General features: G+C 50.3%; 18 protein-coding genes. 17 read left to right on the forward strand and 1 reads right to left on the reverse strand.

Annotated features, from left to right (window positions below; genetic code table 11):
* Positions 1–135 precede the first annotated feature (135 nt).
* The 3 genes from DW817_RS07985 to DW817_RS07995 are packed head-to-tail and all read left to right on the forward strand — an operon-like array spanning position 136 to position 2,786.
* Positions 136–393 (forward strand): HPr family phosphocarrier protein, encoded by a 258-nt coding sequence (locus DW817_RS07985; protein ID WP_009015649.1) that lies wholly within the window; start codon positions 136–138, stop codon positions 391–393.
* 9 nt (positions 394–402) lie between these two features.
* Entirely contained in the window at positions 403–2,034 is a 1,632-nt protein-coding gene (gene ptsP, locus DW817_RS07990; protein ID WP_021737104.1) for a phosphoenolpyruvate--protein phosphotransferase, read from the forward strand.
* Between the two features lie 14 nt (positions 2,035–2,048).
* Entirely contained in the window at positions 2,049–2,786 is a 738-nt protein-coding gene (locus DW817_RS07995; protein ID WP_009015647.1) for a hypothetical protein, read from the forward strand.
* 157 nt (positions 2,787–2,943) lie between these two features.
* On the opposite strand, the gene DW817_RS08000 is transcribed toward DW817_RS07995, so the two are convergent.
* Entirely contained in the window at positions 2,944–3,123 is a 180-nt protein-coding gene (locus tag DW817_RS08000; RefSeq protein WP_021737091.1) for a hypothetical protein, read from the reverse strand.
* A gap of 136 nt (positions 3,124–3,259) precedes the next feature.
* Here DW817_RS08000 and DW817_RS08005 point away from each other — a divergent pair, with 136 nt between their 5' ends.
* The 14 genes from DW817_RS08005 (at position 3,260) to radA (ending at position 18,102) form a co-directional block, all read left to right on the forward strand.
* On the forward strand, positions 3,260–3,967 hold the full coding sequence (locus DW817_RS08005) for a class I SAM-dependent methyltransferase (protein ID WP_009015646.1): 708 nt from the start codon (positions 3,260–3,262) through the stop codon (positions 3,965–3,967).
* A complete protein-coding gene (locus tag DW817_RS08010; RefSeq protein WP_009015645.1) occupies positions 3,948–4,742 on the forward strand; it encodes a Nif3-like dinuclear metal center hexameric protein in 795 nt (264 codons plus the stop codon). Before DW817_RS08005 ends, DW817_RS08010 begins: the two co-directional genes overlap by 20 nt.
* Before the next feature lie 13 nt (positions 4,743–4,755).
* Positions 4,756–5,694 carry a 3'-5' exoribonuclease YhaM family protein gene (locus tag DW817_RS08015; RefSeq protein WP_014128374.1) on the forward strand — a complete coding sequence of 313 codons (939 nt, stop codon included), beginning with the start codon at positions 4,756–4,758 and terminating at the stop codon, positions 5,692–5,694.
* Between the two features lie 943 nt (positions 5,695–6,637).
* Complete coding sequence (locus DW817_RS08020; RefSeq protein ID WP_014128377.1) at positions 6,638–7,117, forward strand: CarD family transcriptional regulator; 480 nt, start codon at positions 6,638–6,640, stop codon at positions 7,115–7,117.
* Between the two features lie 159 nt (positions 7,118–7,276).
* On the forward strand, positions 7,277–8,386 hold the full coding sequence (locus DW817_RS08025; RefSeq protein WP_021737122.1) for a PIN/TRAM domain-containing protein: 1,110 nt from the start codon (positions 7,277–7,279) through the stop codon (positions 8,384–8,386).
* Between the two features lie 12 nt (positions 8,387–8,398).
* Entirely contained in the window at positions 8,399–9,583 is a 1,185-nt protein-coding gene (gene ispD / locus DW817_RS08030) for a 2-C-methyl-D-erythritol 4-phosphate cytidylyltransferase (RefSeq protein WP_009016177.1), read from the forward strand.
* Positions 9,584–9,626: 43 nt separating this feature from the next.
* The gene (gltX, locus tag DW817_RS08035; RefSeq protein WP_016459572.1) at positions 9,627–11,099 is read left to right on the forward strand and encodes a glutamate--tRNA ligase; all 1,473 of its coding nucleotides are present in this window, start codon (positions 9,627–9,629) and stop codon (positions 11,097–11,099) included.
* A 14-nt stretch (positions 11,100–11,113) separates the two neighbouring features.
* Positions 11,114–12,565, forward strand: coding sequence for a cysteine--tRNA ligase (gene cysS, locus DW817_RS08040; protein WP_021737085.1), 1,452 nt, complete (start codon positions 11,114–11,116; stop codon positions 12,563–12,565).
* Positions 12,562–13,026: a Mini-ribonuclease 3 gene (locus tag DW817_RS08045; RefSeq protein ID WP_009016180.1), complete on the forward strand. Its 465-nt coding sequence runs from the start codon at positions 12,562–12,564 to the stop codon at positions 13,024–13,026. The genes cysS and DW817_RS08045 overlap by 4 nt, the downstream gene beginning before the upstream one ends.
* A gap of 4 nt (positions 13,027–13,030) precedes the next feature.
* Positions 13,031–13,735 carry an FAD-dependent thymidylate synthase gene (thyX, locus tag DW817_RS08050; RefSeq protein ID WP_009016181.1) on the forward strand — a complete coding sequence of 235 codons (705 nt, stop codon included), beginning with the start codon at positions 13,031–13,033 and terminating at the stop codon, positions 13,733–13,735.
* Positions 13,736–13,814: 79 nt separating this feature from the next.
* On the forward strand, positions 13,815–14,498 hold the full coding sequence (locus DW817_RS08055; protein WP_021737109.1) for a hypothetical protein: 684 nt from the start codon (positions 13,815–13,817) through the stop codon (positions 14,496–14,498).
* 616 nt (positions 14,499–15,114) lie between these two features.
* Entirely contained in the window at positions 15,115–15,987 is an 873-nt protein-coding gene (locus DW817_RS08060) for a YitT family protein (protein ID WP_016459570.1), read from the forward strand.
* A 316-nt stretch (positions 15,988–16,303) separates the two neighbouring features.
* Positions 16,304–16,735, forward strand: coding sequence for a CtsR family transcriptional regulator (locus DW817_RS08065; RefSeq protein ID WP_009016184.1), 432 nt, complete (start codon positions 16,304–16,306; stop codon positions 16,733–16,735).
* Between the two features lie 2 nt (positions 16,736–16,737).
* Complete coding sequence (gene radA / locus DW817_RS08070; protein WP_014128382.1) at positions 16,738–18,102, forward strand: DNA repair protein RadA; 1,365 nt, start codon at positions 16,738–16,740, stop codon at positions 18,100–18,102.
* Positions 18,103–18,131: the final 29 nt, after the last annotated feature.

Raw genomic sequence — 18,131 nt, forward strand, 5'->3', positions numbered from 1 at the left:
TCTTTTTTGCCAACGGGACTGTCTTGTGCTATCGGTACGGCTCTTCCTTGAGGGAAGCACTTGCAATACAATCCCATTCACTATAAAATAAAAGAAATATGTGTTTTTGCTTATGGAATCTGAGGAGGAATCACAATGGAAAAGTTTACCTATACAATTACGGATCCTGCGGGTATCCATGCTCGTCCTGCGGGACTTTTGGTCAAGACCGCCGCTGGCTTCAAGTCGACCTGCAAGGTGGAAGGCAATGGAAAGACCGGCGACCTTAAACGCATCTTTACCGTCATGGGCCTTGGCATCAAAGCTGGTATGACGATTACCGTTACGGTTGAAGGGGAAGACGAAAAGGAAGCCGCCAGCACCTTGAAATCCTTCCTTAAGGAAAATCTCTAAGAGGTGCCTATGATTATCATCAAAGGAAAGTCCGCTTCCAGCGGTGTGGCTGTGGCTCCGATTGCGGCCAAACCAGACGCTTCCGATGAAGATCGTGTGACCCTTCTTACGAGCCTTAATCCCGAGGCGGAACTGCGCCGCTTCCATGCGGCCCAGGAAAAAGTGATTGCCCAATTGGGCGAACTTGCCGAGAAAGCTCGACAGGAAATCGGTGAAGAGGAAGCTGGCATCTTTGAAACCCATCAAATGATGCTCCAGGACCCTGATCTTGTGGACATGATCGAAGGGCTCATGACGGATAACCATTTGACGGCAGAAGGCGCAGTGGAACGGGCAGGGGAGCAGTTTGCTGCCATGCTGGAATCCATGGACGATGAATACATGAAAGCCCGTGCTGCCGACGTCCACGATATTATGGGACAGGTCCTGCGCACCCTCATGAAGCGCGATTTCGATTGGGCAGCCAAGATTGACCACCCTGTAATCATCTGTGCCGACGACTTGACGCCAAGTGAAACGGTTCAGCTCAATAAGGATTTCATCATGGGCTTTGTGACGAGCGGCGGCAGTGCCAACTCCCATACCGCCATCCTGGCCCGTACCATGGGCATTCCTGCCATTGTACATACGGAAAAGGTAATTGGGGAGGACTGGAACGGTAAGCTTGCGGCCCTTGACGGTGCGACGGGCACGGTATACCTTGACCCCGAACCGGAAACCCTTGCATCCATGAAGAAAAAATTGGAAGCCGAGGAAAAGGGCAAAGAAGATATGGATGCCTTAAAAGGCCTCCCGACACAAACCAAGACAGGCCGCTCCATTGCCCTTTACGCCAATATCGGACAGGAAGGGGACCTGCCAGGTGTCCTTGAAAATGATGCCGAAGGTATCGGCCTTTTCCGCAGTGAGTTCCTTTATCTCCGGAAAAACGATTATCCAACGGAAGAAGATCTCTTTGAGGCTTACAAAGAGGGAGCCCAGGCAATGGGACAGCGAAAACTCATCATTCGCACCCTTGATATTGGGGCCGATAAACGGGTGGGGTATTTCAACTTGCCGGAAGAGGAAAACCCTGCTTTAGGCTTCCGTGCCATCCGTATCTGCCTTGCCCGTCCGGAAATCTTCTATACCCAGCTGCGAGCCATCCTGCGGGCATCCCACTACGGAAATGTGGCGGTCATGTTCCCCATGATCACTTCTGTTGAAGAGGTAAGGGCGGCAAAAGAGCTCCTTCATCTTGCTGAAGTAAAACTTCATGAAGAAGGAATTCCCTTTGATTCTAATCTTGAAGTTGGCATTATGATTGAAACCCCGGCTTCGGCGGTTATCAGTGATGAACTGGCCCAGGAAGTGGATTTCTTCAGCATCGGCACGAACGACTTGGTCCAGTACACCTTAGCCGTGGACCGTCAGAACGCCCAGCTTGAAGAATTGGGAAAAGCCAGCCATCCTGCTGTACTGCGGCTTATCCATAAGACCATCCGAGCTGGTCATGACGCGGGTATCTGGGTGGGCATCTGCGGAGAAGCCGCGGCCGATCCGGAACTGATCCCGATCTTCATCGAAATGGGAGTGGATGAGCTCAGCATGTCTGCAGCAAGGATCCTGCCAACAAGAAAACTCATCCGCAGCCTGTCCTAAGAAAGCGTGTTTTTATGCAGTTAGCATTTAAAAAAGCGGTGACGGACGCTATCAAGAAACAGCCTGACCGGCGTGTCATGCCTTTTTTGTACGAAAACGAGCCTTATTTTATCAAACGGCGTCTTTCCAACCATCGCAACCGCTTTGCCAAACAAAGCGTTGACGCGGCCTTTTGGTGTGAAGTCTATAAAATCCTGACAGTCAATCAATATGGTCCGATGGCACCGGAAATCGTCCTTCTTCATGATGATTACTTTGTTATGAAGGCCGTGGGCAAGACCCTTCAAGGCGTAGCCAAAGAAGCTCCCTGGCAGGATGTGCGCAGAAAAGCTTTCTATAAGGCGGGAGAAGCTCTGGGTAAACTTCATGGGTTTGGCCTTCATCACGGTCGCCCGGCCCTGCGGGACATTGCTTACGACCGGGAAAAAGACAGTGTAACCCTCCTTGATTGGGAAAATGAAAAGCGTTTCATTGATGCTGACCCTCGGGTGATCGATCTCTTTTTGTTTGTTCACAGCTGTTTTCGAGAAAAGTGGGCGCTCAAAAATGATGAGCTCATTCGGGAAGCGATGAAAGGCTATTTTACGGGGCCTGAATCCCGCCCCATCCTAGAAAAGGCCCTTGCTGTTACAAAACGTTTTCAAGCGGCTTTTACCCTTGCCCATCACCTTCGCATCTTCGGCTGGACGGATGTAACAAGTCTCGATGACGCAAAAAATTATCTGTTTCAGCTCGATCCTGATGCCTTATGAGATGAATAAAGCGCTGTGAATCATGAAAAATGCCTTCATTTCTTCACAGCGCTTTTCTTTGTGTTTTCTTTTGCTGAGGGGAGTTGGAGCTAGTGCGTCCTGCTGGAATAGGAAACGGCACTCTTTTATCCTTCCTGCTGCGGCCAGCTTTTGCAAATTAGGAAGAAAGCCCTGCAAGGATGAAGGATATGATCCGTCCCTGCAGTCTGTACCAGTCGTGGTCTTTTGTAAACCCCATCATTTTATTTACATAGAAGGAGCCGTAGAGTAAAAAGGTAAAAAGCTCATCGGCTTCTTTTTCTGTCATCAGTCCTTGGGCCTTCAAGAAAAGAAACACGATGGGGCGTCTTTTTACATCTTAGAAAGGATAAGCCACTGCTTCATTTTTTGGCGTGTCAATTTCAGCCCTCTAAAAATGCCGAGTTTCTTTCTTTTTATGATATAATGGTACGGTACCTGAAAGGAGTGCTTTTATGATAACCGCCGGTCCGCGCCTTGATTTTCTCGTCTCTCTTGTTCCCTCCTGTGGCACCTTGTGTGACGTGGGAACCGATCATGCCTACCTGCCCGTTATGGCCATCAGTCAAGGACGGGTGAAAAAAGCTATTGCCGGCGATATTGGGGAAGGTCCCTGCGAAGCGGCATGGAAAACAGTTCACAGCCATCACCTGGAAGATGTAATTTCTGTGCGCCTTGGCAGCGGACTGACGGTTACCCGTCCTGGTGAAGCAAACACGGTTGTCATTGCGGGCATGGGAGCCGGCACGATGGTGGAAATCCTTGACGCGGCACCGGAAGTCCTGGCGTCGCCCACGCTCACAACACTCATTCTGCAGCCTATGAATGACAGCGAAAAACTGCGTCATTGGTGTGAACGATCCGGCTGGGGAATTTTGCGGGAAGAACTGGTCCAGGAAGGGAATCGCATCTATGAAGTGCTGCTTCTTCACAAAGATCCGTCCTTTCATTATGAAGGACTGACCGACCTTGTTGGTGATGACCTTGTGCGGCGCCATCATCCGCTTCTTGGAATGTTTGTCCGCCGTCTCATCGCCAAGTACGACCGGCTTCTTTCCAGTATGGAAAAAAGTTCCAAAGCACGCCAAAGTGAGCATTACCAAACATCCGTAGAGACGAAAAAACGATTGGAGGAAATATTACATGGAAACGACTGTCAGTGACATCTGCGTCTTTATGAACGAATATGCATCCCTTACCTATGCGGAAAAATGGGATAATCCGGGCCTGCTCCTGGGTCATGTGGAAGCCCCGGTCCATAAGATCATGGTGGCCCTTGACCTGATGCCAGAAGTGGCGGAACAGGCCATTGAAGAAGAGGTGGACCTTATCATCACCCATCATCCCTACTATTTCCATTTGCCGAGCTCCCTTGCTGTGACGGATACAAAGATGGAAGTCATGTATGAACTGATCAAACATGACATTGCTGTCTATGCCGCCCATACCAACCTTGATGCTGCCCGTGGCGGCGTCAACGATGTCCTTGCAGACAGGCTGGGGCTTAACGATGTAACGGAAATTCCCCGTAAGGACTGTCCGGAGCAGGGACTTGCCCGTATTGGTGTCCTTGGTGAGCCGATGGAACTGAAGGATTTTGCAGCTTACGTGCGGGATCAGTTGGGCGCCGCCCATGTCACCTTTGCCGGCGGTGAGGAGCCGGTCTTTAAGGTTGCCGTCGTTGGCGGAAGCGGAGCTGACTTCATGGATGATGCCATGGCCGCCGGAGCGGATACGCTCGTTACAGGCGATGTAAAATATCATGTCGCCCAGAAGGCCCTCAATATGGGACTTAACCTTGTCGATGGTACCCATCAGCTGACGGAACTGCCTGTTATCGCGCATCTGGAAGACGTTCTTACTGCATGGTGCCAGGAGTCGGGCCGCCATTTTGAAGTAATTCGTGCCCATGAGGACCTTGTCCTCCAAAGCATCTAAAGAAGGTGCTTTCATGATCAAAGATGTAAGACTCGGTAATGATCTGGAGCAGCCCTGCCTTGTCCGTCTGCAGAAGGTAGGTACAAGCTCCAATGGCAAGGCATACGCCCGGGGCCTTTTGGAAGATAACAGCGGAACCCTTCCTTTCATTTGCTTTGAAGCAGGCCCTATCAATCGCCTGCGCACCATGGAGGGACCGACGCCATTTATCATTGGCGGCCGTGTCGATGCCAATAAGTATGCATCACCCATGGGCGGTCAAAACCTGCAGGTCATTGTGCAGAAAGTTGTTCCTCCCGATGGGGAAACCGATTTATCCATGCTGCTGCCTACAGGACCCATCGACCTTGAGTCCTTGGAAGTGGAATTTCAGACCCTCATCGGGCGCATCCAGGATGAACCGCTTCAGCGTCTGGTCAAGCAGGTGTTTTCTGGGAAGCGGTATGAACGGTTTCTTAGGAATCCGGCAGGAATGCGGCTTCATCATGCGTACGTCGGCGGTCTGCTGCATCATACGGTTTGTGTGGCCCGCCTGGCTCTTAGCATGGGCAAGACCATCGGTGGGGTGGACCTTGACCTCATCCTTGCTGGAGCCCTTCTGCACGATATCGGTAAGCTTCGGGAAATTTCCGCCGGCCTTGGCTTCCCTTATACGACGGAAGGCCGGCTCATGGGCCATATTTCCATGGGGGCCATGCTAATCAGCCGCATTGCGGAAAATATCCCGGATCTTTCCCGCATCCGTCTTGACGAGCTTCTTCATATCATCCTTTCCCATCATGGGGATCACGAAAAAGGTTCCCCCGTCTTTTGTGCGACGAAAGAGGCCTTTATTGTTCATTACGCCGATGAAACGGATGCCGTCCTGAACCAGTTCCAGACAGATGGAAAAGAAACCTGGGCCTTTAACAAGATGCTCCAGCGTTTCCTTGCCGTAAACCCTTTGGAATGAGATAAACTGAAAAGCTGCAAAGACATGAAAAACGAGTTCTTTGCGGCTTTTTTGGTGGGGAAAAAAGCTGCCTGCCAATAGGCAAGATTGAGGGATTGCGCTTATCAAGGCGAAACGTCCATCGCCGAAAGATTCGCAAACAGTAAACTGCATTAAAACGGCAAAGGGAGAAATCGTGGAGGAAAGTTAAGCGAGTCTTCAAATTATTTGCTGAGCTTTATGTTGAAAAATTCGTGCAGAAAGCTTTCACAGACAGACAGCGACGATAGGCCCGGTCGGAGTTTTCTCTGCCGGAAAAGTCGGTGCTCCAATATAAGAAGGCGGAGTACAGAGCCCTTTTATCCCTTACATCCCACCTAACAGAGTATCAGGCAGATGCTAAAAGTAACGGAACCGTTTTCGTGACCGACGAAGTTTCAAACAGACTTTCCCTGCAGGATTGTAACCACCAAGCTTAGTTGCGGGAGTGGGTGGCAGATGAAGAGAGGTGTTTTTTCCTTCGTCTCCATACGAACGGTAGTGAGGAACATTTTTCGATGGTTCAAGGCTGCCTGTAAGCACAGCTTGCTGTACTAGCAAGACCGCAGAATCGTGTTATCAAATGATCACTTCGGCGCTCTCCCAAAGGGCGGTTTGACACTGGCCTTCCGGTCATTTCCCTTCGTGTTTTGGCATCGCCGCACTTAAGTCTTTTCCCAGCACCGAAGGTGCTATGCTGCCTGGCCTTTCAGGGCCCATGCCTCAACTAGACAGCTTGACAGCCGCCATTATTTTTCCTACTGGCCTTTATCTTTGCTCTAAACAAAATCTTCCTTGACATCCATCTTCTAATAATGCTATAATTCAAAATTTGACTTTATTCCAAGATTATGTTAAACTAACATCATGGGTATTTGACCATGCGGTCAAATGGGTTGATTTTTGTCAGGAGGAGGTGGCTTACATGTTTACCGTAGGGGACAAGGTGCTCTATCCGATGCACGGTGCGGCCGTGATTCGAGACGTTGAACAAAAGGTGATTGATGGCCGTCAGATTGATTATTTCGTATTTGATATGCTCCTAAGCAACATGAAAGTCATGGTTCCTGCCGGTAATGTTGAAAAGGTGGGCATTCGTCCTATTGTGGATAAGTCCGTTATGCCCAAGGTTGAAGAGGTCCTCAAGGCTCGTCCTGAAAATAGGATGAAGCGGATTACTTGGAACCGTAGATACAATATGTACATCGATAAGATGAAAACGGGCAGCATCTTTGAAGTGGCCGATGTGGTTCGTACGCTGGCCGTCCAGGAAGAGGATAAGAAGCTTTCCACGGGGGAACGGCGTCTTCTTTCAACGGCAAAGCAAATCTTGTTGAGCGAGGTCATGCTTGTTGAATCCGTTGACGAAGAAAAAAGTGAAGCTTGGCTTGAAAAATTCATTTGACACTGCTTTCTTGTAAGCACCCTTTCGTTTTGTGCGAAAAGGGTGTTTTTCCTTTATGGCCCTGATTGTTCAGTCGGTTTTGACTTCATTTTTTATCTTTTCATTCAGAGTAGAGTATAGTACAATAAGGGGATGAAATTTACAAAAGGAGGTGATTTTATGCTTGAAAAGATTTCCCGGTTTCTCATTATTCTTGTCTTTGCCATTTCGGGTCTGCTCATTATGGAAGTTGCATCACCATTTTTATCCCAGTTTGTGAGCAATGAGTATCTAAAAGTCGGCTTCCTCGGTGTTACGCCGCTGCGTCTTGTCCTAGGTCTATTGGGTCTTGTTGTCTTTGGCTCCTTGGGAAAATGGGCCGCTCCGTTTCTCATGAACCTCATCATGCGTTTTTCCGAACGGATGGCCATGTACCTTGCTGATCTTCCTACCAGTGATATTTTTGTCCTTGCCATTGGCGTGATTTTGGGCCTCATTGTAGCGGCTCTGCTGGGAACGAGTTTTTCCCGTCTGCCCATCATTGGACCGTATATTTCCCTCATCTTCAGCATCCTTGGCGCTATTGTAGGGGCTAAAGTGGCACTGAACAAGCGGACTGATATCGTTTCCTTTTTTAACCGGATCTGGTTTTCTTCGCGCGTAAAGGAAAGTTCGAAAAAGACCGCATCCCATGTTTCCCGCACTCATAAACTTCTTGATACCAGTGTGCTTATTGATGGCCGGATCCTTGAAATCATTCGTTTGGGATTTCTTGAAGGGACCATCATCATTCCCAAATTCGTCCTGGAGGAGCTGCAGAAGATTGCCGATTCGGCTGATACCTTGAAACGCAATAGAGGCCGCAGGGGTCTGGATATTGTGCAGGAAATCAAGGATCTTAAAAATGTTTCCATCGAAATCGTCGATAAGGATTTCGATGACTTGACGGAAGTTGATGCAAAGTTGGTCCGCCTTGCGGCCCAGATGAAAGGTGTCCTTGCGACAAATGACTTCAACCTCAGCAAAGTGGCCAAGATCCAGGGCGTGCCGGTCTTGAATGTCAACGACCTTGCCAATGCCCTCAAACAGGCTGTGCTGCCTGGGGAAGAACTAAGGATTTTCCTTGCTAAGGAAGGTAAGGAACAAGGCCAAGCCATCGGCTATCTTGATGATGGCACCATGGTCGTTGTCGAAAATGGCAAACGTTCTGTCAACCAGACCGTGCCCGTTACTGTGACGAGCGTGCTGCAGACATCGGCGGGACGGATGATCTTTGCGAAAATGAAATGATGGGAGAGACGGATGGAAGAACAGCTTTATGGAATCATTGCCGCGGCCGGCATGGGAAAACGGGCTCAGTTGGGGTATAATAAGAACTATGCACCCCTTGGGCATGTGCCAATCTTGGTTCGCAACCTTCATGCGTTGAGCGGCATTGCCTTTCTTACCCATGTTATCATAGCCGTTGCCCCAAAGGAATTGACAGAAGCTCGGGCCCTGCTTCAGAAATATGAAGCGGCTTTTTTCCCTACCTTATCTTGGTCCCTTGTACCAGGCGGCAGAGAACGGCAGGATTCCGTAGCCTGTGCCTTACAGACCTTGCCCAAAACCGCTTCTTGGGTGGCCGTCCATGACGGAGCAAGGCCTTTTGCGGATGCCGCCTTATTTGAACGTGTTTTTTTGGCGGCTAAGCGAAGCGGGGCTGCCGTTGCCGCGCTTCCCGTCAAGGACACCATCAAGGTTTCCACCAATGGGAAAGAAACCCTGCAGACCTTGAAACGCAATGAACTTTACCGCGTCCAGACGCCGCAGATTTTTGACGTGGCACTCTTGCGGAGGGCTTTTTCCTATGTGACGGCCCATAACCTTGTCGTAACCGATGACGCCAGTATGGTGGAGGCCTTAGGGCATCCTGTATCCCTTGTTGAGGGTCTGGAGGAAAATTTTAAGATTACAACGCCGGAGGACTTTATCCGCGCCGAAGGCGTTCTCAAAAAGGAGCAGATTGCCATGGATTTTCATGTAGGATCAGGCTATGATGTCCATCGTCTTGTCCCTCATCGGCCGCTCATCCTCTGCGGGGTCACCATTCCGTACGAATTGGGCCTTGAAGGTCATTCCGATGCCGATGTTGCCCTTCATGCCTTGATGGATGCAATCTTAGGCGCCGCTGGCATGGGGGATATTGGCCGCCTCTTCCCAGATTCCGATGATGCTTATCTGGGAGCCGACAGCAGGAAGCTGCTGCGGGAGGTGATCGGCCGCGTTGAAGAAAAAGGCTGGCATATCCATAATGCCGATGTGACCATCATCTGTCAGCGGCCTAAACTGATTTCCTACGAAAGGGCCATGCTGGAAAATCTCCAAGAAGATTTAGGTCTTTCCGGTGACGCGCTGAACGTCAAAGCCACGACAACGGAAAAACTAGGCTTTACAGGAAGAGGCGAGGGGATTGCCGCGGAAGCGGTTGTCCTCCTCAAGAAATGAAATCAATCATGATTTTTGTTAATCAATTTGGAGGCGTATATCAATGGAAAAAGAAATGAGAGTACGTTTTGCACCGAGCCCGACTGGCCCGTTCCACATCGGCGGCGCCCGTTCCGCACTTTTCAACTGGCTTCTGGCTAAACGCATGGGCGGTAAATTCGTACTGCGCATTGAAGATACGGACCGGAAACGTTCTACGCCGGAATCTGAAGAAAACATTAAGGCCGCTTTGAAATGGCTTGGTATCACTTGGGATGAAGGGGCGGACGTGGGCGGCCCTTATGGCCCCTACCATCAAATGGAGCGGCTCGATATCTATAAGAAATATACTGACCAGCTGCTCAAGGAAGGGAAGGCCTACTATTGTTACTGTACGCCGGAAGAGTTGGAGGAAGAACGGCAGGCTCTCCTCAAGGACGGCAAGATGCCCCGCTATATGGGCAAATGCCGCCACCTGACGGAAGAACAAAAGGCCCAGTATGAAAAAGAGGGCCGCAAGCCTTCCATCCGGCTCAAGGTTCCTGAAAATGAAACCATCGTCGTCCATGATATGGTCCGCGGCGATGTTGAATTTGATTCAAATGGCATTGGCGACTTCGTCATTGTAAAAAGTGATGGGATTCCTACCTATAACTACGCCGTGGTCATTGACGACTATCTGATGCATATCACCCATGTTATCCGTGCGGAAGAACACCTGTCCAACACGCCGCGTCAGCTCCTTGTCTACGAAGCCCTTGGCTTTGAAAAACCGGTCTTTGCCCATATTTCCCTGATCCTTGGCACAGATCACACGAAGATGAGCAAGCGTCACGGTGCGACGAGTGTTGACGCCTATCGGCAGCAGGGATATCTGCCGGAAGGTATCGATAACTTCCTGGCCCTCCTTGGTTGGGCCCCTCAGGGTGAAGAAGAAATCTTCAGCATGGAAGAAGCCTGCAAGGTCTTTTCCATGGACCGCGTGGCCAAAAACCCTGCAGTCTTTGACATCAAGAAACTCAACTGGATCAACAGTCAGCATATCCGGAAACTGACGCCGGACGCCTTCTTTGAACTGGCCAAACCCTTTATGGTGAAAGCCGGCTACATGACGGGCGACGAAACAGGGGAAAAGCTTGACTGGCTGAAACGCGTTGTCGCAACGGCCCAGACTCAGGTCGACTACGGTGCCCAGGTGCCGGAAAAGGTTGCCCTTTACTTCACGGATGATTTCGACTTCGAAAACGAAGAAGCCGTCTCCGTCCTCAAAGAAGAAACAGTGCCCCTTGTCATGAAAGCCCTCATCGAAGGCTTCCATAGCCTGGATGAACTGAACCACGACAGCGTCAAAGGGGTCTTCAAAGCTGTCCAGAAAGGCAACAAACTCAAAGGCCAGCAGGTCTACATGCCGTTCCGCGTAGCCCTCACGGGAAATCAGCATGGACCGGAACTTGCTGAAATGATTCCTCTCCTTGGTGCTGACCGTGTGGAAAAACGCATCATGAAGAGCCTTGAAAAGGCCCATGTGAGCCTCTAAGAAAGGAGCATGATATGAGTACCATCCGTGTATATAATACAATGACCCGCAAAAAAGAGGAATTCGTTCCTCTTCATCCGGGGAAGGTGGGCATCTACGTCTGCGGCGTCACGCCTTACAACCATCCCCATATTGGCAATGCCCGTCCTTTCGTTGTGTGGGACGTTATCCATCGCTTCCTTGAACATGAAGGCTATGATGTGACCCATGTACAGAACTTCACCGATGTAGATGACAAGATCATCCGTGAAGCCAATAAAGAAGGCGTGACGTGGGACGTGATTGCTAACCGCTATATCAAGGCTTATTTTGAAGTCATGGATAAGCTTCATGTACGCCGCGCCCACGTCTATCCCCGCGTCTCCGACCATATTCCGGACATTATCCATACGGTCCAGCAGCTCATCGATCATGGGTACGGCTACGTCGTTGACGGCGATGTCTACTACCGTGTGGAAAAGTTTGAACATTACGGCGAACTGTCCGGCCGCACGCTGGACGACATGATGGCCGGTGCCCGCGTTGACGTGGATGAACGCAAGGAAAACCCTATGGACTTTGCCCTTTGGAAATCGGCCAAACCGGGCGAACCGTCCTGGGACAGCCCTTGGGGCAAAGGCCGCCCGGGCTGGCACATTGAATGCTCGACCATGAGCACGAAATACTTGGGGAGCTCCTTTGATTTCCACGGCGGCGGCAGTGACCTGATCTTCCCACACCATGAAAACGAAATTGCCCAATCTGAAGGTGCTACGTGCTGCCATCCTTTCGTGCGTTACTGGGTCCATAACGGCTTCATTACCATCAATGAAGAAAAGATGTCAAAATCTCTGGGCAACTTCTTCACCGTTCTTGATATCCTGAAGGAATACGAACCGGAAGTGCTCCGTTATTTTATCCTTCAGACCCATTACCGCAGCCCCTTGGATTTTTCCGATGTGCGCCTCAAAGAAGCCAGCCGCAGCTTGGAACGGCTCCGCACGGCGGCGCAGAACCTTACTGAACTAAAGGGCGTTATCAGCGTTGGTCCTGATGAGGATAGTCTTGCCCTGCGGGAAAAGGTGTCGGGCTTTGTGGAAAGCTTCCTCGAAGCTATGCGGGACGACTTCAATACTTCCCTTGCCATCAGCTATCTCTTTGCCCTCGGCAAGGAAATCAACATTCTTCATCAATCCGTCATGACCGGCGGCCAAAAGCCGGATGGTAAGCTTGTCGATATGATGGATAAGGCCTGGAAGGAAATGACCTCCATCATCGGTATCCTCGAAGAAGACCCTGGCGCCAAGACCGAAGCCGTAAAAGACGCAGATGAAGACGCAGCGGCCATTGAATCCCTTATCGCGGAGCGTCAGGAAGCACGGAAAGCCAAGGATTTCAAGAAAGCAGATGCCATCCGTGACGAACTTGCCCAAAAAGGCATTCTTCTGGAAGATACGCCTCAAGGCGTGCGGTGGAAAAGACAGTGAGATTTGAAACGTACAAAAAGATGCGGGACCACGCCCTTGCCGTCTGTGACGGACCGTTGCCGGACGTGGATCCTCATCTGATTAACCCTATTGAGCTGGCCTATATTGGCGACGCCGTTTTTTCCCTATATGTGAGAAAGCGTCTCTTGCCCGTGTCCGGTCACGTCCAAGTCCTTCATGATCTGGCGGCCCGTATGGTTTCTGCGGTCATGCAGGCCAAAGCCATGGACGGTATTGAACCCCAGCTTACAGAAGCAGAAGCTGTGGTCGTGCGTCGTGGACGTAATACGAAGTCGACAGTCCCCAAAAGCGCGACTGTCCGCGAGTACCGGCAAGGGACGGCTTTTGAAGCCCTCATGGGATGGCTCTACCTTACAGGGGAAACGGCGCGCCTTGAAATACTGATGAAGGCGTCTTTTACCCTCATTCAGCAGGCCATGATGAATGAAAAGAGAGGATAACCTTATGATCAGCTGTAAATTGATCCGCTATACGCCGGATCCGGACCGTACCGTTGCCATGAGTGCCCATCTGTGCTATTCCCCCATTGGGGCCGCCCAGATCGAGGAAGACATGACAGATGACCAGGTACGCCGTCTTGTGCGCCAGCTCGCCCGCATGGGACATACATCCACTTTTGAACACGTGACATTTACCTTTGCCATTGAAGGCGTATCCCGGGTGCTGACCCATCAGCTTGTCCGTCACCGGATTGCGTCCTATTCCCAGCAGAGTCAGCGCTACGTGAAGGAACATGACTTTGAAACCATCGTTCCACCGACCATTGCCAAAGATCCTGCCCTGAAAGAAAAATTCGATGGTCTCTGCGGTAAAATCCAAGCCCTTTACAATGAGATGACAGAAGCGGGCATTCCCGCCGAGGATGCCCGTTATATCCTGCCTAACGCGACGGAAACCAAGATCGTCGTCACCATGAATGCCCGCAGCCTGCTGCACTTTTTCGAGCTGCGCTGCTGCAATCGTGCCCAATGGGAAATCCGGGCTTTGGCGAACATGATGCTTGAAGAAGTGAAAAAAGTGGCACCCATTCTCTTTGGAAATGCGGGACCGACCTGCGTGACTCAACGCATATGCCATGAAGGCAAGATGAGCTGCGGCCGTCTTGAAAAACTTTTCGCAATGGATCGTCAGAGGGGCCAGAATAAATAAGGAAATGTATCGCTTTTTTGATCATGAAAAAGAAGGAACCGTGAATAACTTCGCGGTTCTTTTTTGAAGGAGCAATGAGATGGGATACGATTCAATCGAAGAAATCCAGAAGCAGACCCATGAATGGGACTTTATCAAGGAACTTCCGGAAACTATAGGCGTTTTCAAGAAGAAAATAACGGATTACATAGAAGGCCAGGTCCTTTTTATCTGCCGTTATGAAGCCCCGGAGCTGAGGGCGAGCGTCGATTTAACGTATTCGGCAGAAACCTTTGATTATATCTTGGTGAGAACCATGGGGCTCAATTCCTTCCGTGATGTCCGACTGATCTATAAGGAAAGGGACGTCTTTGAAGAAAAGACCAAGAAATACCTGCCTCTGGTCATTAGCAATATGGAGCATCCGGAACAGATGAACCTGGGCGAACTGTATGAAGCAAAAAAAGTCGAGGACTGGGAATTTGGCAAAACCTTGCCCAAAAGAATCGGGTCCTTTGAGCTTTACATCGATCCCAGCCACGCCATTGAACATATCAACGGTTCCATTATTCTTATCGACTATTCTGACTTTGCACGCCGGGATCAACTCATCATCATGTATAACCGACTGCGTGACGAGTTTTTTGGTGAGCTCAAGGTGAACAGCGTTTTCCGTACAACAACGAGTTTTGATGGAAGGAACGTGAAGGAACTGGAAGACAAACTCAAAAAGAATCTGGAACCGATCCTCAAGTGGGTCAGCGAAACAGATCATACGATTTAAAAATCGGAGCCTTGGCTCCGATTTTTTTGTGAGGGAGGGAAAGACCAAACGGTAAAAGAGTGTAACGCTGGATCCAAACCGCTCCTGCAGGGGGGATGGGTCCAAAATGATTCGCCCTTACACGTGTTCTTTGACTTTCCGCTCGCGCTCCAAAGCAGCCTAAGAAACCCGGGCGAAAGGTCCTCACTGCCATTCGTAGAGAAACGGCATGCAGTTTCTCATCCACCACTAAAACCGGGAAATGGCATGAAACGATTTATGGAAATTTCAAAATTTCGGTTCCCCCGCTTTGCAAAGGCGGATCGATGTGTTGCCTCAAGTTCAAAGGGAAAAGACCGAATGCGGACCATATCAGGTGCTGTCATGATCTTTATATAATCAGTTTCTTTCAGAACTCAAATAAAACCAAAGATTCCTCAACCGAACCTGCGTCTACGTCCGATTTAGGAATTATCTTAGGGTCGTACGCTCATGTTCTTTTGCCTGCCAATCTGTTCCCTTCGAGTTTTAGCACTACAAGCATCCAAGCATCTAAGCCTTTCCCCCCTTCCTAAAATTCCGTATCCATGGTACACTATAAACTGAATTCTCTGCGAAAATGATGGAGGCTTTTCCCTTGAATAGACATCTCAAGCGCTATCTTACGATTACAGCCGGTACTTGCGTTTCCGGTATTGCCATGAACGCGTTTTTCCTGCCGAACCATCTTCTGAGCGGCGGTATTACAGGGCTTGGCATGATCTTGTATTATCTTTTTGGTTGGACCGTCGATGTGACGAACATCGTCTTTAACATTCCGCTTTTTATCCTTGCTTATAAACTGATGAGCCGTGAATATTTCATTAGCGGCATCTACGGAACCTTCGCCCTTTCTTTCTGGATCCGTGTCTTTTCTTTCCTGAATGGGGCCGTACCTGTCACTGACCCGATGCTCTGCAGCATTGCTGCCGGTGTCCTTCACGGCATCGGTCTTGGCACCCTCTACCGCGTTGGCGGCAGCACGGGGGGAACGGATATCATTGGCGGCATCATGCAGAAGTTCTATTCCATCAGCATCGGTACAACGGGATTTGTCATCAATCTCATACTTCTATCCATTGGTGCCTATTGCTTTGGACTGGCACCGGCCATGTACACCATTGTGGCCTATTTTGGCGTGGCCAAGATGAGCAATGTCGTCAATGATGGATTCAATCACAAGAAAAATGTTTTTATCATCAGCAATCGGAGCAAGGAAATTGCGGAAGCCATCATCAATCGGCTGGGCCGCGGCGCGACTTATATCGATGGGGAAGGGGCTTATACCCACGAAACGCGGAAGGTCATTTTCTGCGTTGTGAAACTTACTCAGGTGGCACGCCTCAAAGATCTGGTCTCCCAGCTCGATCCGGATGCCTTTATGATTGTTCAAGATGCACGGGACGTAATGGGGAGGGGCTTTACCCGGGAAAAGAACCACAACATCAAGCGGCCCATTGATTTGCAGTAACCTAGTTGGATAATATGCTTTGATTTGATGAACTTACACGAGCCCACTGCGTTAGGTAGACTTACCTAACGCAGTGGGCTCATGACGTATGACAGGGTTGTGGGTTGAAGGCGCCGTATCTTCAGCGTTTTTTTCGTGGTTTTTCTACTAGCTGCCAAAGATAGCCTTGGCCTTCCCTTCACTGCATTCCAGCTTTCTCTTCTTTCCCCCTCTTGAAAAATGTCAAAAAGTCAAATATAATAAGAGAAGATTATTAGAGGGGAGGGCTCCTTGGGACCTTTTCCTTTTAGCAACCTTTATCGAGGAGGTTTTGAGCATGAGAAATATTGCCGATGTCATAGAACAATTTATTATCAGTGAGCTTTTTGCCAACGACGAAGATTCCATCAATGTCAAAAGAAGCCAGCTTGCGGAAAAGCTTTCCTGCGCGCCCAGTCAGATTACTTATACCCTAACAACGAGATTTACTCCGGATAAGGGCTTTGAAGTGGAATCCAAGCGGGGCAACGGGGGATTCATCCGTATTGTCCGTCTGCCTCAGGAACGGACTCCTAAAAAACTCTCCTTGCCGCCTCAAATTGAGTCAGCCGAAGGTATGGTGGACGCCCTGGTGGAACATCGCATGATTACGATGCGGGAAGGCCGCCTGCTATCTTATTTTCTTTCTTTCCTCGGAGATCACGTGACGGAAAAGGATAAGGAAAAGATGATCGTCTCTGCATACCAGTCCCTGACTAAAGGAGCCTGACCGTGGCTAAATCCGTAACCAAGTACGTCTGTCAAAAATGCGGCTACGCATCCGTCAAATGGCTGGGAAAATGTCCAGAATGCGGGGCCTGGGATTCTCTTGTGGAAGAAGTGGATGCCCCCGTAGATCGCCATCGCCCAAGCTATCTAAAAACAGCTGAACACGTGGCGCCCAAGACGCTTCGTGAAGTGGATAAGGTCAAGGTCAACCGCATACCGACGGGCATCACCGAATTCGACCGTGTCCTTGGCGGTGGCATTGTCCCAGGATCCCTCATCTTATTAGGGGGCGCACCAGGCATCGGGAAATCAACCATTACCCTTGATGTATCGATGAAAGCGGCCAATCGCGGGATTCCCGTCCTTTATGTATCTGGAGAGGAATCGGAGGCCCAGACGGCGATGCGGGCTGAACGCCTGGGCACGGCGTCCGATGCCTTAAAGGTCATGACCGCAACGGAGCTTGGTACCATTTTGGTCGAAGCGAGAAAAGATGCGCCGAAGCTGTTGGTCATCGACTCCATCCAGACCATGTACAACAGCGAGCTTGAAACGGCTGCGGGAAGTGTGGGGCAGGTGCGGGAGTGTACGGCTAAGCTCCTTAATTTTGCCAAGGAATCAAATATCGCCATCATCATTATCGGACACGTGACAAAAGAAGGGAACATTGCCGGTCCCCGTCTTTTGGAACATATGGTCGACGTCGTCCTTCAATTTGAAGGGGATCGTTCCTATACATACCGCGTCCTGCGTGCCCTCAAGAATCGCTTTGGCTCGACAAGTGAATGCGGCATCTTTTCCATGGAAGCAGAAGGCCTCCAGGAAGTGAGCAATCCGTCGGGACTTTTCCTTGAGACAAAGGAAAAGCCCGTCCCGGGATCTGTTATCACCGCCACAATCGAAGGGAATCGGCCCATTCTGGCTGAAATCCAGGCCTTGGCCGCCCATACTCCCTTTGGTATGCCGCGACGGACCGCAGTAGGCGTTGATTATAATCGGGTCAACATGCTCATTGCCATTCTTGAAAAACGAATGGGAATGAACTTTGGGGACCAAGATGCTTATGTAAGTGCCGTTGGGGGCATGAAGATTACGGAACCTGCAGTGGACCTTGCCATTGTAGGCGCCCTTGTTTCAAGCTACCGCAATGTGCCCGTTGGGGCGGGCATCCTCTGCTTGGGGGAAGTGGGGCTTACCGGCGAGCTGCGCCGTGTGGGACTCACGGACCGGCGCATCAAGGAAGCAGCGCAGCTGGGCTTCAAGCGCTTCATCGTGCCGCGGGGCAGCTTTATGAACGGCAAAAAAGCACCCGCTGGTGTGGTCGAATGCCGGACCGTGGAAGAAGCCATTGGCGCCATGTTCCGCTGAACTAAAGAATAAGGACGGAGACTCATCGC

This window comes from Acidaminococcus sp. AM33-14BH, assembly GCF_003603525.1.
Classification (GTDB): Bacteria; Bacillota; Negativicutes; order Acidaminococcales; family Acidaminococcaceae; genus Acidaminococcus; species Acidaminococcus intestini.

Bases quoted from the DNA above. Each gene is read 5' to 3' on its own strand.
- DW817_RS07985 (WP_009015649.1), top strand. From the start codon at position 136: ATGGAAAAGTTTACCTATACAATTACGGATCCTGCGGGTATCCATGCT.
- ptsP (WP_021737104.1), top strand. From the start codon at position 403: ATGATTATCATCAAAGGAAAGTCCGCTTCCAGCGGTGTGGCTGTGGCT.
- DW817_RS07995 (WP_009015647.1), top strand. From the start codon at position 2,049: ATGCAGTTAGCATTTAAAAAAGCGGTGACGGACGCTATCAAGAAACAG.
- DW817_RS08005 (WP_009015646.1), top strand. From the start codon at position 3,260: ATGATAACCGCCGGTCCGCGCCTTGATTTTCTCGTCTCTCTTGTTCCC.
- DW817_RS08010 (WP_009015645.1), top strand. From the start codon at position 3,948: ATGGAAACGACTGTCAGTGACATCTGCGTCTTTATGAACGAATATGCA.
- DW817_RS08015 (WP_014128374.1), top strand. From the start codon at position 4,756: ATGATCAAAGATGTAAGACTCGGTAATGATCTGGAGCAGCCCTGCCTT.
- DW817_RS08020 (WP_014128377.1), top strand. From the start codon at position 6,638: ATGTTTACCGTAGGGGACAAGGTGCTCTATCCGATGCACGGTGCGGCC.
- DW817_RS08025 (WP_021737122.1), top strand. From the start codon at position 7,277: ATGCTTGAAAAGATTTCCCGGTTTCTCATTATTCTTGTCTTTGCCATT.
- ispD (WP_009016177.1), top strand. From the start codon at position 8,399: ATGGAAGAACAGCTTTATGGAATCATTGCCGCGGCCGGCATGGGAAAA.
- gltX (WP_016459572.1), top strand. From the start codon at position 9,627: ATGGAAAAAGAAATGAGAGTACGTTTTGCACCGAGCCCGACTGGCCCG.
- cysS (WP_021737085.1), top strand. From the start codon at position 11,114: ATGAGTACCATCCGTGTATATAATACAATGACCCGCAAAAAAGAGGAA.
- thyX (WP_009016181.1), top strand. From the start codon at position 13,031: ATGATCAGCTGTAAATTGATCCGCTATACGCCGGATCCGGACCGTACC.
- DW817_RS08055 (WP_021737109.1), top strand. From the start codon at position 13,815: ATGGGATACGATTCAATCGAAGAAATCCAGAAGCAGACCCATGAATGG.
- DW817_RS08065 (WP_009016184.1), top strand. From the start codon at position 16,304: ATGAGAAATATTGCCGATGTCATAGAACAATTTATTATCAGTGAGCTT.